The organism is Streptomyces sp. 2131.1 (assembly GCF_900105515.1).
In the GTDB taxonomy this organism is placed as follows: Bacteria; Actinomycetota; Actinomycetes; order Streptomycetales; family Streptomycetaceae; genus Streptomyces; species Streptomyces drozdowiczii.
On sequence record NZ_FNSY01000001.1, the window covers coordinates 1,744,854 to 1,759,584 of the forward strand.

At 72.6% G+C, this 14,731-nt stretch carries 11 protein-coding genes; 2 read left to right on the forward strand and 9 right to left on the reverse strand.

Going from position 1 to position 14,731, the window contains the following annotated elements:
• Positions 1 to 4 precede the first annotated feature (4 nt).
• The 5 genes from dapB to eccD all read right to left on the reverse strand — a co-directional run bounded on the left by dapB (position 5) and on the right by eccD (position 6,550).
• A complete protein-coding gene (gene dapB / locus BLW14_RS07655) occupies positions 5 to 757 on the reverse strand; it encodes a 4-hydroxy-tetrahydrodipicolinate reductase (protein WP_093705622.1) in 753 nt (250 codons plus the stop codon).
• Positions 758 to 796: 39 nt separating this feature from the next.
• Positions 797 to 2,176 carry a M16 family metallopeptidase gene (locus tag BLW14_RS07660; protein WP_093705624.1) on the reverse strand — a complete coding sequence of 460 codons (1,380 nt, stop codon included), beginning with the start codon at positions 2,174 to 2,176 and terminating at the stop codon, positions 797 to 799.
• Complete coding sequence (locus BLW14_RS07665; protein ID WP_018521473.1) at positions 2,173 to 4,386, reverse strand: polyribonucleotide nucleotidyltransferase; 2,214 nt, start codon at positions 4,384 to 4,386, stop codon at positions 2,173 to 2,175. The genes BLW14_RS07660 and BLW14_RS07665 overlap by 4 nt, the downstream gene beginning before the upstream one ends.
• 270 nt (positions 4,387 to 4,656) lie before the next feature.
• Complete coding sequence (gene rpsO, locus BLW14_RS07670; protein ID WP_003965855.1) at positions 4,657 to 4,947, reverse strand: 30S ribosomal protein S15; 291 nt, start codon at positions 4,945 to 4,947, stop codon at positions 4,657 to 4,659.
• A 175-nt stretch (positions 4,948 to 5,122) separates the two neighbouring features.
• Entirely contained in the window at positions 5,123 to 6,550 is a 1,428-nt protein-coding gene (gene eccD / locus BLW14_RS07675) for a type VII secretion integral membrane protein EccD (protein ID WP_093705626.1), read from the reverse strand.
• A 218-nt stretch (positions 6,551 to 6,768) separates the two neighbouring features.
• On the opposite strand from eccD, the gene eccCa reads away from it, so the two are divergent.
• Together eccCa and BLW14_RS07685 are read left to right on the forward strand one after the other, a co-directional pair.
• Positions 6,769 to 10,713, forward strand: a complete 3,945-nt coding sequence (gene eccCa / locus BLW14_RS07680; protein ID WP_093705628.1) for a type VII secretion protein EccCa — start codon at positions 6,769 to 6,771, stop codon at positions 10,711 to 10,713.
• 101 nt (positions 10,714 to 10,814) lie between these two features.
• Positions 10,815 to 11,048, forward strand: a complete 234-nt coding sequence (locus BLW14_RS07685) for a DUF397 domain-containing protein (RefSeq protein ID WP_093705630.1) — start codon at positions 10,815 to 10,817, stop codon at positions 11,046 to 11,048.
• A 70-nt stretch (positions 11,049 to 11,118) separates the two neighbouring features.
• On the opposite strand, the gene BLW14_RS07690 is transcribed toward BLW14_RS07685, so the two are convergent.
• The 4 genes from BLW14_RS07690 to eccB all read right to left on the reverse strand — a co-directional run bounded on the left by BLW14_RS07690 (position 11,119) and on the right by eccB (position 14,704).
• Entirely contained in the window at positions 11,119 to 11,424 is a 306-nt protein-coding gene (locus BLW14_RS07690) for a WXG100 family type VII secretion target (protein WP_093705632.1), read from the reverse strand.
• Between the two features lie 38 nt (positions 11,425 to 11,462).
• Positions 11,463 to 11,813 (reverse strand): WXG100 family type VII secretion target, encoded by a 351-nt coding sequence (locus BLW14_RS07695; protein WP_093705634.1) that lies wholly within the window; start codon positions 11,811 to 11,813, stop codon positions 11,463 to 11,465.
• A gap of 118 nt (positions 11,814 to 11,931) precedes the next feature.
• On the reverse strand, positions 11,932 to 13,119 hold the full coding sequence (gene mycP / locus BLW14_RS07700) for a type VII secretion-associated serine protease mycosin (protein ID WP_093705636.1): 1,188 nt from the start codon (positions 13,117 to 13,119) through the stop codon (positions 11,932 to 11,934).
• Positions 13,120 to 13,141: 22 nt separating this feature from the next.
• Positions 13,142 to 14,704: a type VII secretion protein EccB gene (gene eccB, locus BLW14_RS07705; RefSeq protein WP_093705638.1), complete on the reverse strand. Its 1,563-nt coding sequence runs from the start codon at positions 14,702 to 14,704 to the stop codon at positions 13,142 to 13,144.
• Between the last annotated feature and the right edge of the window lie 27 nt (positions 14,705 to 14,731).

Here is a 14,731-nt window from a genome sequence, read left to right on the forward strand (position 1 = left end):
CCAGTCAGTTCAGGTCGAGGAAGTGTTCCAGGCCGAACGTGAGGCCGGGAGTGGTCACCACGCGGCGGGCGCCGAGCAGGATGCCCGGCATGAAGCTGCTGTGGTGCAGGGAGTCGTGCCGGATGGTGAGGGTCTCGCCCTCGCCGCCGAGGAGGACCTCCTGATGGGCCAGCAGTCCGCGGAGCCGGACCGAGTGGACCGGGATGCCGTCGACGACGGCCCCTCGCGCCCCGTCCAGCGCCGTGCTGGTGGCGTCCGGCTGGGAGGCGCAGTCCGCCTCGCGGCGGGCCGCTGCGATGAGCTGGGCGGTCCGGGCTGCGGTGCCCGAGGGGGCGTCGGCCTTGTTGGGGTGGTGCAGCTCGATGACCTCGACGGACTCGAAGTAGCGGGCCGCCTGCTGGGCGAACTTCATGGTGAGGACCGCACCGATGGAGAAGTTCGGTGCGATGAGCACACCGGTCTCCGGGGAGGCGGAGAGCCAGGTGTTCAGCTGCGCGAGCCGTTCGTCGGTCCAGCCGGTGGTGCCGACCACCGCGTGGATGCCGTGACCGACGCAGTATTCGAGGTTGTCCATCACCGAGGCGGGTGTGGTCAGCTCGACGGCGACCTGGGCGCCCGTCTCGGCGAGGGTCTCCAGCTTGTCGCCCCGGCCGAGGGCGGCCACCAGCTCCAGGTCTTCGGCGGCCTCGACGGCTCGTACCGCTTCGGCGCCGATACGGCCCCTGGCGCCGAGAACGGCCACGCGCAGCTTGCTCATTGCTCTGCTTCCTTACGGGAGGATCTGGGCACGGAGGTTTTAGGCGACCGCTTCATGGAGACGGGCGGCCTGCTTGTCCTTGAGCGGTCCGATGACCGACAGCGAGGGGCGGTGTCCGAGGATCTCGCCGGCCACCGAGCGGATGTCGTCCGGTGTCACCTCGCCGATACGGGCCAGCATCTCGTCGACCGACATCTGCTCGCCCCAGCACAACTCGCTCTTGCCGATGCGGTTCATCAGCGCGCCGGTGTCCTCCAGGCCGAGGACCGTGGAGCCGGATAGCTGGCCGATGGCGCGGCTGATCTCCTCGTCGCTGAGCCCGTCGGACGCGACCCGGTCGAGCTCGTCGCGGCAGATCTTCAGGACGTCGTGGACCTGGCTCGGGCGGCAGCCCGCGTACACGCCGAACAGGCCGCAGTCCGCGAAGCCCGAGGTGTACGAGTAGACGCTGTAAGCGAGGCCGCGCTTCTCCCGCACCTCCTGGAAGAGGCGGGAGCTCATACCGCCGCCGAGGGCGGTGTTGAGGACGCCGAGGGCCCAGCGGCGCTCGTCGGTACGGGCCAGGCCGGGCATGCCGAGGACCACGTGGGCCTGTTCGGTCCTGCGGCCCAGGACCTCGACCCGGCCGGCGGTGCGCAGGGCGCGGGAACCCTCGCGGGGCGCGGTGGGGACGGCGTCCGTACGGGAGAGCGCGCCGGCCCGTTCGAACGCCTTGCGGACCTGGCGTACGACCGTGGCGTGGTCGATGTTGCCGGCGGCGGCGACGACGAGGCGGGTCGGGTCGTAGTGCTTCTTGTAGAAGCGGGCGATCTGGCCGCGGTTCAGGGCGTTGATCGTGTCGACCGTGCCGAGGACGGGACGGCCGAGCGGGGTGTCGCCGAGCATGGTGTGCGCGAACAGGTCGTGCACGCAGTCGCCCGGGTCGTCCTCCGTCATCGCGATCTCTTCGAGGATCACACCGCGTTCGGCGTCGACGTCCTCGGGGGCGATCAGCGAGCCGGTCAGCATGTCGCAGACGACGTCGATGGCGAGCGGCAGATCGGTGTCGAGGACCCGCGCGTAGTAGCAGGTGTACTCCTTCGCCGTGAAGGCGTTCATCTCGCCGCCGACCGCGTCTATGGCGGAGGAGATGTCGAGGGCGCTGCGCCGGGCGGTGCCCTTGAAGAGGAGGTGTTCGAGGTAGTGCGTCGCGCCGTTCAGGGCGGGCGTCTCGTCGCGTGATCCGACGTTGGCCCAGATACCGAAGGTCGCGGAGCGTACGGAGGGCAGGGTCTCGGTGACGACGCGGAGGCCGCCGGGCAGGACCGTACGGCGGACCGTGCCGATGCCGTTGCTGCCCTTGAGAAGCGTTTGGGTACGGGCGACGGCCCGCCCCTCCGAGGAGGGGCGGGCCGTCGTCGCGGAACTACGGGACGTCACTTGTCGGTGTCGTCCTTCTTCTCGTCCTCTTCACCCTCGATGACGGGGATGAGGGAGAGCTTGCCGCGGGAGTCGATCTCGGCGATCTCGACCTGGACCTTGGCGCCGACGCCGAGCACGTCCTCGACGTTCTCCACGCGCTTGCCACCGGCGAGCTTGCGGATCTGCGAGATGTGCAGCAGGCCGTCCTTGCCCGGCATGAGCGACACGAACGCACCGAAGGTGGTGGTCTTGACGACCGTACCCAGGTAGCGCTCGCCGACCTCCGGCATGGTCGGGTTGGCGATGGCATTGATCGTGGCGCGGGCGGCCTCGGCCTGCGAGCCCTGCTGGGCACCGATGTAGATGGTGCCGTCGTCCTCGATCGTGATGTCGGCGCCGGTGTCCTCCTGGATCTGGTTGATCATCTTGCCCTTGGGGCCGATGACCTCACCGATCTTGTCCACCGGGATCTTGACGGTGATGATCCGCGGGGCGTTCGGGGACATCTCGTCCGGGACGTCGATCGCCTCGTTCATCACGTCGAGGATGTGGAGGCGGGCGTCGCGGGCCTGCTTCAGCGCGGCGGCCAGGACCGAGGCGGGGATGCCGTCGAGCTTGGTGTCGAGCTGGAGCGCGGTGACGAACTGCTTCGTACCGGCGACCTTGAAGTCCATGTCGCCGAACGCGTCCTCGGCACCGAGGATGTCGGTGAGCGCGACGTAGTGGGTCTTGCCGTCGATCTCCTGGGAGATGAGGCCCATGGCGATACCGGCGACGGCGGCCTTGAGGGGCACACCGGCGTTCAGCAGGGACATGGTGGAGGCGCAGACCGAGCCCATGGACGTCGAGCCGTTGGAGCCCAGCGCCTCGGAGACCTGGCGGATCGCGTAGGGGAACTCCTCGCGCGACGGCAGCACCGGCACGATCGCGCGCTCGGCGAGCGCGCCGTGGCCGATCTCGCGGCGCTTGGGCGAGCCCACGCGGCCGGTCTCACCGACGGAGTACGGCGGGAAGTTGTAGTTGTGCATGTAGCGCTTGCGGGTCACCGGGGAGAGGGTGTCCAGCTGCTGCTCCATGCGGAGCATGTTGAGGGTGGTGACGCCCAGGATCTGGGTCTCGCCACGCTCGAACAGGGCGGAGCCGTGCACGCGCGGGATGGCCTCGACCTCGGCGGCGAGCGTACGGATGTCCGTGACGCCGCGGCCGTCGATGCGGACCTTGTCCTTGATGACGCGCTCGCGGACCAGCTTCTTGGTCAGCGCGCGATAGGCGCCGGAGATCTCCTTCTCGCGGCCCTCGAAGGCCGGGAGGAGCTTCTCGCCCGCGATCTCCTTGATGCGGTCGAGCTCCGCCTCGCGCTCCTGCTTGCCGGCGATGGTGAGCGCCTTGGCCAGCTCGGTGCTGACGGCCTTGGTGAGGGCCTCCAGGACGTCGTCCTGGTAGTCGAGGAAGACCGGGAACTCGCCGGTGGGCTTGGCGGCCTTGGCGGCGAGGTCGGACTGGGCCTTGCAGAGCACCTTGATGAAGGGCTTCGCGGCTTCCAGACCGGCGGCGACGACCTCTTCGGTCGGGGCCTCGGCGCCGTCCTTGACGAGCTGGATGGTCTTCTCGGTGGCCTCGGCCTCGACCATCATGATCGCGACGTCGCCGTCCTCCAGGACGCGACCGGCGACGACCATGTCGAAGACGGCGTCCTCGAGCTCGGTGTGCGTCGGGAAGGCGACCCACTGGCCCTTGATCAGGGCGACGCGGGTGGCGCCGATCGGGCCGGAGAAGGGCAGGCCCGCCAGGATCGTGGAGGCGGAGGCGGCGTTGATCGCGACCACGTCGTACAGGTGGTCGGGGTTGAGCGCCATGATCGTCTCGACGATCTGGATCTCGTTGCGCAGGCCCTTCTTGAAGGACGGGCGCAGCGGGCGGTCGATCAGACGGCAGGTGAGGATCGCGTCCTCGGAGGGGCGGCCCTCCCGGCGGAAGAAGGAGCCGGGGATCTTGCCGGCGGCGTACTGCCGCTCCTCGACGTCCACCGTGAGGGGGAAGAAGTCGAGGTTGTCCTTGGGCCGCTTGGAAGCGGTGGTGGCCGACAGCACCATGGTGTCGTCGTCCAGGTACGCGACGGCGGAGCCGGCGGCCTGCTTGGCCAGGCGGCCCGTCTCGAAGCGGATGGTGCGGGTGCCGAAGGTGCCGTTGTCGATGACGGCCTCGGCGTAGTGGGTCTCGTTCTCCACTAGTGAATTCTCCATACTCGTCGTCTTTCGTCCGGGCGCCCGTGTGGCGCCGGACGGAGCGGAGAGGCGTGCCGTGTGTGCGGGGCCGGTCTTCGATCGAAGCTCCCGGGCGTTGTCCCGGGGGCCACTACCGAGGACCGGCGGCGGCCGTGCGGCGCCCCTCCTCGTCTGTTGTTGTACGTCCAGGTTACTGAGGTTGCCCCCGGTACCGCACGTACGGCAAAGGGAGCGGCCCCCTGAGTGAGGGAACCGCTCCCTTGCGCAGCGTCCTTACTTGGCGCCGCCGGCCGCACCGCGGCGGATGCCGAGGCGGTCGACGAGCGCACGGAAGCGCTGGATGTCCTTCTTGGCCAGGTACTGCAGGAGGCGGCGACGCTGGCCGACCAGGATCAGCAGACCACGACGGGAGTGGTGGTCGTGCTTGTGCGTCTTGAGGTGCTCCGTCAGGTCCGAGATGCGGCGCGAGAGCATGGCGACCTGGACCTCGGGGGATCCGGTGTCGCCCTCCTTCTGCGCGAACTCGGACATGATCTGCTTCTTCGTAGCGGCGTCGAGCGGCACGCGTACTCCTCTTGGTCTTCGATGCGCCCACGAGTGCCCCTGGTCTGGTTCTCAGGGGAGCTTGGGTGACTCGGGAGCGAGGGTCCGATGAGCGCAGTTCCCAGAGCGAACCGGGAACGCGTACACAAACGGCCACAGCCAGACTACCAGCCGCCCGGACCCGCCCCGACGGATATCAGCCGGTGAGGGCCCTCGCGCGCGTGTAGAGGTCGAGGACCGCGAGGCAGAGGGGTACGAGGGAGAGCAGGAGCGCGCTCTCCGCGAGGTCGAGGAATCTGCCCCAGAACGGGGAGAGGCCCTTGCGCGGGACGGTGGCTCCGGCGGCGGTGAGGAGTACGGCGCAGGCCACCAGCGCCGCGCAGAGTGCGGTGGTACGGGGGTGCGGCGCCGGGCCGGCGGCGAGGGCGAGGCCGGTGACCAGGGCGGCGAGGCTGCCGATGCCCGCGACCAGCAGGCAGACGACCTGGGCGGTGTAGCGGAAGAGGCGGGCGCGCAGCAGCAGCGCGAGCCCGGCGGCGAGGGCGAGGAGGCGGCCCCAGGTGTCGCCGGACGCGCCGAGCACGGCGGCGGCCGCGGCGGCCAGGCCCGCGCAGCCGCCGGCCAGGCCGAGCAGCAGTTCGTGGCCGCGCCGCGCCCGGTCCGCGACGAAGCGGGTGTCCACGGGCCCCGCGTCCGCCTCGGGGTCCGTGTCCTCGTCGTCGGGGGGACCGGCGGGCCGGGGCCGCGCGTACCCGGTCGGGAGGCGGGCGAAACGGGCGGACAGGCCGGGCAGGAACGCGATGAGGCCGAGGGCGGCGGGCACGCAGACGGCGGCCGTGGCGGTGGCGGACGCCTCGGTGAGGATCGCGGCGAAGGCGGCCAGCCCACCGGCGCCGGACAGGAAGGCGGCTCCGGCGAAGGGGGCGTCCGCGCGCGGGGCGAGCGCGGTCAGGGCGGCGGAGACGACGAGGACGGTGGCGCAGCCGAGCAGGAACTGGAGCCGGCCGGCTCCCCGGTCCGGGTCGGGGGCGATGAGGCCGGAGCCGGCGAGGAGGACGAGGGGCAGGGCTCCGAGGCCGAGCGCGACCGCGGTGACACGGTCGGCGTAGACCCGGGCGCGCACCCCGGCGACGGTGATCAGCAGGAGTCCGGCGATGCCCGCGACCGCTCCGGGCGGGCCGTGCATGTCGTGGCGGAGCGGGTCGGCCCGCCACAGGACGAGTGCGGCCAGGAGCAGCAGCAGGGTGCCGGCCGCAGGAGCGGCGCCGCGCAGGAGGTCGTCGCTCCAGAGGTGGCGGTCGCGGCCCGCGGCGGAGGCGATGGCGTCGGTGACGTCGTCGAAGACGGGTGGGGGCAGGGAGGCGGCGAAGGGCCGCAGGGTGAGGAGTTCGCCGTCGAGGACGCGCTGCGCGGCGAGGGTGCGGGCGCCGTCCAGGACCGTGCCGTCGAGGCGCACGAGGTGGTGGCCCGGGGGTGCGGTGGGGGCGCCGACCGGGCCGGTGAGGCGGAGGATCTCCGGCCAGACGTCGGCGGCGGCGATGTCCTCGGGCAGGGCCACGTCGACCCGGCTGTCGGGGGTGACGACGGTGACCCGGCGGAAGCCGGTCGTTGCGGTCGGACTCACTGTCGGGGGCCCCTGTTCGTCGCTGGTCGGCGGTGTCCGCACGATGGGCCGGTCACCCTATCGGGCGGAACGGGGCGAACGCTGACAGTGCGTAGGATCACGGGCGCTTCGAGCGGGGGGCGGGTGCGGAGGCGGGTGCGGCTCATGTGGGCGTGGCTTCCCCGCTCTTCCCTCTTGCGCCCCGTCCCACCCGACCGCACCCAAGGATCGATGCACCGGTGAGCCAGATCGTCGTGAAGCGTCCGCCCCGTGTCCTGCCGCCGGAAGTTCCCACGAAAGAGGTGTTGTTGGAGCCGCCTCCGGTACTGCCGCGTGAGCAGCGCGAGGGGGTGCTGATGCAGCTTCTTCCCGTGCTGGGCATGGCGTCCTCGGTGGTGTTCTTCTTCTCGCCGCAGGCACCGCGGTTCATGCGGGTGATGGGGGTGCTGATGCTGGTGTCGACGCTGGCCGTGGTGGTGGCCCAGCTCGTCCGCCACCGGCGCGGGACGCAGGGGCGCACGGCGGATGTGCGGCACGACTACCTCGGCCGGCTGGCGCGGGTACGCCGCGCGGTGCGTCGGACGGCGCGGGCGCAGCGCGACGGGCTGCTGTACACGCATCCGGCTCCGGATCAGCTGTGGTCGCTGGTCTCCGAGGGCAGCCGGGTGTGGGAGCGGCGGCCCGGTGACGCGGACTTCGGGCTGGTGCGGATCGGGCTCGGCAGGCAGCCGCTCGCGACTCCGTTATGTGTGCCGGAGGAGGCCGCGGGTGAGCCGGACCCGGTGTGCGGGGAGGCGGTGCGGCGGTTCGTGGCGGTGCACGGCCGGCTGGACGGCCTGCCGGTGTGCGTCGCGCTGCGGGAGGCGTACCGGGTGCGGCTGGGCGGTGGGGCGGAGCCGGTGCGGGCGGCGGCGCGGGCGCTGGTGGCGCAGCTGGTGACGCTGCACTCGCCGCGGGATCTGGTGGTGGCGGTCGTGGCGGCACCGGAGGCGGTGGGGTGCTGGGACTGGGTGAAGTGGCTGCCGCACGTCCAGGTGCCGGGCGAGGCGGACGGGGCCGGGGCGAAGCGGCTGTTCGTACGGGAGCCGGGCGGTCTGGAGCCCCTTCTCGGCGGGCTGTTGGAGGGGCGTGGGCGCTTCGGGCCGGAGGGGGCGGAGCCGCCGGACCGGCCGCATGTGGTGGTGGTCCTGGACGGGTCCGGGGTGGCGCCCGGCTCGGTGCTGGGGGCGGCCGGGGGTGTGCAGGGGGTGACGTTGATCGAGGTGGCTCCGGGTGAGGCGGAGGGGCCGCGCGGTGGTCTGTCCGTGCGGGTGCGTTCCGGTGTGCTGGAAGTGGGGTCCGGTGCGCACCGGGAGGAGGGCGTGCCGGACGGGCTGTCGCTGCCTGCTGCGGAGGCGCTGGCCCGGCGGCTGGCTCCGTTGCGGGCCGGCGGGCGGGACGAGGGCGGGCCGTTGCTGGCCGAGCTGGACTTCACGGATCTGCTGGAGCTGGGCGACGCGGGTGCGGTGGAGGTGGAGCGGACGTGGCGGCCGCGTCCGGTGGCGGAGCGGCTGCGGGTGCCCATCGGGGTGGGTGAGGACGGCCTCCCGGTGGTGCTGGACCTGAAGGAGGCGGCGCTCGACGGGATGGGGCCGCACGGTCTGTGTGTGGGAGCGACCGGTTCGGGGAAGTCCGAACTGCTGCGGACGCTGGTGCTCGGTCTCGCGGTCACCCATCCCTCCGAGACGCTGAATTTCGTGCTCGCGGACTTCAAGGGCGGTGCGACCTTCGCCGGAATGGCGGGGCTGCCGCATGTGGCGGCCGTCATCACCAATCTGTCCGACGATCTGGCGCTGGTCGACCGGATGGGCGATGCGCTGCGCGGGGAGCTCCAGCGCCGTCAGGAGTTGCTGCGGTCGGCGGGCAACTTCGCCGGGATCCACGACTACGAGCGGGCGCGGGCAGCGGGCGCCCCTCTGGAGCCGCTGGCCTCGCTGGTGCTGGTCATCGACGAGTTCTCCGAACTGCTCACCGCGAAACCCGACTTCATCGACGTGTTCATCAGGATCGGCCGGATCGGCCGGTCGCTGGGGGTGCATCTGCTGCTGGCGTCCCAGCGCCTGGAGGAGGGCAGGCTGCGCGGTCTGGAGACCTATCTCTCGTACCGGATCGGGCTGCGGACGTTCTCGGCGGAGGAGTCGCGCGCGGCGCTGGGGGTGCCGGACGCCTACGACCTGCCGTCGGTGCCCGGTTCGGGGTTTCTGAAGGCCGGTACGCGGGAAATGACGCGCTTCAAGGCGGCGTACGTCTCGGGGCCGTACCGCCCGGAGGGCCCTTGCGCGGCGGTGGGACAGGTGCCGGGCGGACAAGCGGCTGCGCTGTTCCGTGCGCTGCCGGTGCCGGTGGCGCAGGGGCCTGTCGCCCCGGCCGCCGCTCCCCCGGTGCGTGAGGAGGACGCCCTCGCGGACACCGTGCTCGATGTGGTGGTGCGGCGCCTCGATGGGCAGGGGGTGCCCGCCCATCAGGTGTGGCTGCCTCCGCTGGACCGGGCCCCCGGTCTCGACGAGTTGCTGCCGGATCTCGCGACGGACCCGGAGCGCGGCTTCACCGTCGCGGGCGACGGCGAACCCGGTGGGCTGACCATTGCGCTGGGGGTCGTCGACAAGCCGTTCGAGCAGCGGCGCGAGGTGCTGTACCGGGACTTCTCGGGGGCGGCGGGTCACATGCTGGTGGTCGGCGGGCCGCAGTCCGGGAAGTCGACGGTGCTGCGCACGCTGGTGATGTCCTTCGCGCTCACCCACACCCCGCGTGAAGTGCAGTTCTACGGACTCGACTTCGGCGGTGGGGCGCTCGGCTCGCTCTCGGGGCTGCCGCACGTGGGTCAGATCGCCTCCCGGCTGGACCCCGAGCGGGTGCGGCGCACGGTCGCCGAGGTGGCGGGGGTGCTGCGGGGGCGCGAGGAGCTGTTCCGCGCGCGGGGCATCGGCTCCATGGCCGCGTACCGGCGGGAACGGGAGCGCGGCGGGCCGGCCGGTGAGGTGTGGGGCGACGTCTTCCTGGTCGTCGACGGCTGGGGTGGCTTCCGTACGGAGTACGAGGAGCTGGAGCCGGTCGTCACCGACATCGCCGCCCGTGGTCTCGGGTACGGCGTGCACGTGGTCCTCACCGCCGCCCGCTATCTGGAGGTGCGGGCCGCGTTGAAGGACCAGCTGACCGGGCGGCTCGAGCTGCGGCTCGGTGACGTGTCGGACTCCGAGCTCGACCGGAGGACGGCCGCCCAGGTGCCCGCCGGTGTGCCGGGCCGCGGCCAGGTGGCGGAGGGGCTGCACTTCATGGCCGCGCTGCCGTGCACCGGGCGGGCCGAGGACGCCGCGTGCCTCGCGGACCGTACGGCGGCGCTGGTCGAGCGGGTGCGGGCGGACTGGGCGGGGCCGCCGGCGCCTCCCGTCCGGCTGCTGCCGGCCGTGCTGCCCGTCGGACAACTGCCCAAGGGGGACGAGTTCCCCGGGCGGGGCGTGGCGATCGGTATCGCCGAGTCCGATCTGGAGCCGGTGTTCGTCGATTTCGACGCCGATCCCTTCCTGCTGGTCTTCGGTGACGGCGAATCGGGGAAGACGGCGTTGCTGCGTCTGCTGGCCCGGCAGATCGCGCATCGCTACTCCCCCGACGAGGCGAAGTTCGTCGTCGGTGACTACCGGCGGGGGCTGCTGGGCGCGCTGCCGGAGAGCCATCTGCTGGAGTACGCGCCGACGCCGGACGCGCTGAGGACGCACATGGAGGCGCTTGCCGGGGTCTTCGCGCGGCGTCGTCCGCCGGCGGACGTCACACCCCGGCAGCTGCGGGAGCGCAGTTGGTGGACGGGGCCGCGGATCTTCGTCGTCGTGGACGACTACGACCTGGTCGCGACGGGTACGGGCAGCCCGCTGGCCCCGCTGGCGGACTGTCTGCCGTTCGCCCGTGACACCGGGGTTCGGTTCGTCGTCGCGCGCACCTGCGCCGGGGCCTCGCGTGCGATGTACGAACCGTTCCTCCAGCGCGTCAAGGAGCTGGGCGCGCAGGGCGTGGTGCTGTCGGGCGACCCGGCGGAGGGCGATCTCGTCGGGTCGGTGCGCGGGCGTCCGATGCCGCCGGGGCGCGCGTGCCTGGCGACCCGGCGCGGCGGCAACCGGCTCGTGCAGACCGGCTGGCTGCCGGAGCGGGGGTGAACGTCACCGGCCCGGGGCGCGGGTTCCGCGGACCGGCTTCCGGGCTGCCGGGTTGCCTGTACGGTGCCGTGCAGAGCCAGGCACGGAAAGGAACCCTCACGATGGGCACGCAGGCGGAGAAGGACGAGCTGTACGCACTCGACATCTCTGGGGTGGAGTGGCTGAGTGCGCCCGGGACCGAGCAGGACGAGGAGCGCGTCGAGATCGCGCACCTTCCCGGCGGCGGGGTGGCCATGCGGTCCTCTCTGGACCCCGGCACCGTGCTCAGGTACACGGAGGCCGAGTGGCACGCCTTCGTCCTGGGCGCCAGGGACGGCGAGTTCGACCTGCCGTAGCCACGGGCCGGCAGGCAAGGGGGCACGTTCGGGTGAACGTGCCCCCTTCGTGCGTCCGGCACCGCCCTGCTCAGAACGCCTCGGTGAACAGGCGTGAGGATCTGAGGTCCGTGGCCCGGTAGTGGTCCTTGCCGGTCTCGATGATCCGCGCGACCTCTTCCAGCCGGCCTCGCATGTGGTCGGCCTTGCCGCGGTACCTGTGCTGGAGCGTCACGTACTCGGCGTGTGCCTGGCCGTCCCAGGTGTCGGTGACGACCTTGAGCGCGGCATCCATCTCCTCCAGGTCCTGGCAGATGTTCCGCGAGACCGCGCGGATGCGGTTGGCGACCTCCTGGACGCTCTCGTACCTGACCTTGGTGTGCGGGTCGTGCCCCATCGGTTTTCCTCCGGTCGTGTCGGGGAACGTCGTCCGGTTCAGACGCCGTTGAGGGCGGACGAGCCGCCCGTGGAGGCCGGTTCGCGTACCGACTTGAACGCCGCGCGGACCTCCTCGTCGTTGGCGTTGGTGAGGTTCCTGGTGCCGTCAACGGCGTGCAGCAGTACGCCGAGGAGGCGGCGGATCTCGTCGTGGTCCTCGTTGATCACGACCTGGGCCGAGGTGAATCCGGAGGCACCGGCGCCGGTCCAGCCGGCTCCGACTGTCGCGAGGACGTCGGCCAGCTCCCGTGCCTGCCGGGACACCGCCTCGGCCGTGCGGACGATCTTGTTCCTGGCCTGGACGACCGGATCGTCGGCAAGCGCGAATCCGCTCGCGGGGCTGGTCATACGAGGTCCTCTCTCTGGGCCTTCGGGGCGGCTCAGGCTAGTCAGTCCACCGCGCTCCCCCGGTCACCTCCGAACCCCCTCGCGGACCTGTGGAGCGGTCGGTCGGAGGCGGTCGGGTTCACCCCGTACGGCGTCGTCGGAGGTCCCGGCCGACGGCCGCCGCGCCCGCCACCGCGGCGGTCAGCAGGACCGCGAGGGCCATGGCCCAGGCGGCGTGGCGCCGGTCGCGCCGCTGCGGGGTGTCCCCCGTCGGGAGGGGCGCCGGGTCGGGTCCCCGGGCCCCGGTGGGCGGCGCGTCGGGGCGCGGGGCGTCCTGCGGGGTGTCGTCGCCGGACAGTGCGCGGACCGGGTCGACTACACCCCATCCGACGAAGTCGTCACGGCCGTTGACGGAGCGTTCTGCGGTCTGTTCGATACGGGCGACGATCTGCGCGGCCGTCCAGTGCGGGTACTTGGCGCGCATCAGTGCGGCGACCGCGCTGACATACGGGGCGGAGAAGCTGGTCCCGCTGTCGGTGCAGTGGCCGGACCCGGGGACGGTGGAGACGATGTCCACGCCCGGCGCGGCGATGTCGACGAAGTCCCCGGGCCGGGAGAAGGGGGCGCGTTCGTTGTCGCGGTCGGAGGCCGCGACGGCGAGGACCCCCGGGAAGGCGGCGGGGTAGGCGGGTGTGCGGGTGCCGTCCATGCCGTTGTTGCCGGCGGAGGCGACGACCACGACGTTCCTGCGGACGGCATCGGCCACCGCCCGGCCCAGGACCGAGTCGGCGGTGCGCGGGAGGGTGGTTTCCTGGGAGATGTTGACGACCTGCGCGCCACGGGCGACGGCGTGGACGATCGCGGCGGCCATCGACGCGTCGGTGCCGCTGTCGCGGGCGTCGTTCTGGCGGATCGGGATGACGGTGGCCCCGGGGGCGAGCCCGACGAAGCCGGTGCCTGCGCGGGGGCGGGCGGCGATGATGCCGGCGACCTCGGTGCCGTGGCCCACCGTGTCGCCGGTGCCGTCGCCGCGTCCCAGCAGGTCGGCGCCGGAAGAGGCGTCGACCGCGCCGGCGAGCTGGGGGTGGGTGTCGTCCACGCCGGTGTCGATGACGGCGACGCGGACGCCCTCGCCGCGGGTGTCGTGCCACAGCTCGTCCAGGAGCACGCGCTGCAACGGCCAAGGGCGGCCCTCGAACCGCCGCTTCGCCGGAATGGTGCACGCCCCGCCGTCCGGGCCGGTGGCCGCTCGTGCGGGCTGGGCCACGGCCAGGGTGGTCAGCGCGGCGACGGCCGCCGCCAGCCGTGTCGTCGTCCGGTATGCCATCGCTCCTCGTTCTCCTCGGCCGTCAGGAACCCTGCGGGCGACGCGCGCTGGTGGTGTCGAGCCGCGGCCCCCTGGGCAGGAACTCCGACCACGCGGCCGGTACGAGGGCGGGCTTCACCGCGCCGTAGCCGAGCCGGATCTGTGCCTCGTTGCCGTGCCCGGGGCCGCCGGTACCGCGGGGCGCGGTGCGTGAGGGCGCGGTGCGTGAGGGCGGCGTGGTGCCGGGCGCGGGGTGCCCGGGGTCGCCGTCGCCGTTCCCCTGAACCGCGTACCTCAATCCGGTGTCCGTCACCAGGAAGAGTGATCCGTAGGGCCTGGTCTGCCGGCCCCGCATCTGGGTGTACAGGAGCCCGCTGCCGGGGGTCACGTACGTGTTCGTGCCGCCCGCGCCGACGGGAGCGGGGTACACGGTGCCCGCCCAGGTGCTCAGGGTGGTGCGGCCCCTGCCGTCCGTCCCGCGCAGTACGGAGCAGACGGTGTTCCGGCGCGCGGTGTCGACCGGGGCGGTCTTGCGGGCGGGCCAGTGCGCGGCCTGGCCCGTGAAGGGCGCGGGGTCGGGCACGAAGTCCTGAAGTCCGACGGGGTAGGCGGCGCCGGACTGGTCGAGGGCGGCGGTCTGCGGTGAGTTGACGAGCAGCCAGGCGGTGAACGCGGAGACCCTCCGGACCTCCCGGTCGAGGACCACGTAGTACGCCGTACCTGTGCCGGTCGTGGTGCGCAGCACCGCGCCGACGCGGTTCTCGCGTGCGGACAGGTGGCCTTCGACGAGGGCGGGGGCGCCGGCCCGGCCGGGGATCACGGGAAAGGCGACCGGGCTGCCGGTGTGCAGGGTGGCCAGCCATTCGTCGGTGACGGGCTGCGGTCGGGCGCCGCCGACGAGCGCGCCGGTGAGGTGTCCGAGGTCGGCGGGCTTCTCGTCGACGAGGTACCGGGTGCCCCGGGCGTCGACGAGGTACCGGGTGCCGTGCGGGTCCCGTACGTAGAGGACCTGGCCACCGGTGAGCCGGTTCGGGCCCTCGGTGAGCCGGTGGTCGCGGGCGGCGAGGACGAAGCCGGCCTTCTGCACACCGGCCCCTTCGGCTCCGGGGCGTACGCAGACGGCCCACCGTTTGGCGGTGCCCGCGTCCGCTCTGTCGGGGAGCCGGTCGGGGGCGTACGGAATGCCGAGGACCGCCCCGCGCGGGGGCTTGCCGTCGTCGAGGACGTCGTCGGCGACCTGGACGACGCCGTAGGTGTCCGGGGCGAGCAGCAGCCGTGCCGACGCGAGGTTCAGGACAGGGTGCAGCCGGGTACGGCGACGGTCGCCCCGGCCGGTGCTGAGGACCACGTAGCGGGTGGTCGACGACTTGCCGACGACGACCTTGGTGCCGGGGCGGTCCCAGTCCCTGGGGGCGACGGGGCGGAACACGCCGTAGCCCCCGAAGCCCGCGAGGACGAGGGCGCCGGTGAGGACGCCCGGCAGGACGGCGCGCAGGGGGCGCGGGGCCTCCTCGTAGGAGCCGGAGGGTGAGGGCCGGACGAAGGCGGACAAGGCCCTTCTCTTCGCAAACGTGTACGCGTTCAGCTCGTCCCGTCGAGTCACCATGGCCCGGCCCGCCTTCCCTGTCCGCCC

Excerpts from the sequence above, each read along its gene's own strand:
- dapB (WP_093705622.1), bottom strand. The coding sequence starts at position 757 with ATGAGCAAGCTGCGCGTGGCCGTTCTCGGCGCCAGGGGCCGTATCGGC.
- BLW14_RS07685 (WP_093705630.1), top strand. The coding sequence starts at position 10,815 with ATGGGCACGCAGGCGGAGAAGGACGAGCTGTACGCACTCGACATCTCT.
- BLW14_RS07690 (WP_093705632.1), bottom strand. The coding sequence starts at position 11,424 with ATGGGGCACGACCCGCACACCAAGGTCAGGTACGAGAGCGTCCAGGAG.
- BLW14_RS07695 (WP_093705634.1), bottom strand. The coding sequence starts at position 11,813 with ATGACCAGCCCCGCGAGCGGATTCGCGCTTGCCGACGATCCGGTCGTC.
- mycP (WP_093705636.1), bottom strand. The coding sequence starts at position 13,119 with ATGGCATACCGGACGACGACACGGCTGGCGGCGGCCGTCGCCGCGCTG.
- eccB (WP_093705638.1), bottom strand. The coding sequence starts at position 14,704 with ATGGTGACTCGACGGGACGAGCTGAACGCGTACACGTTTGCGAAGAGA.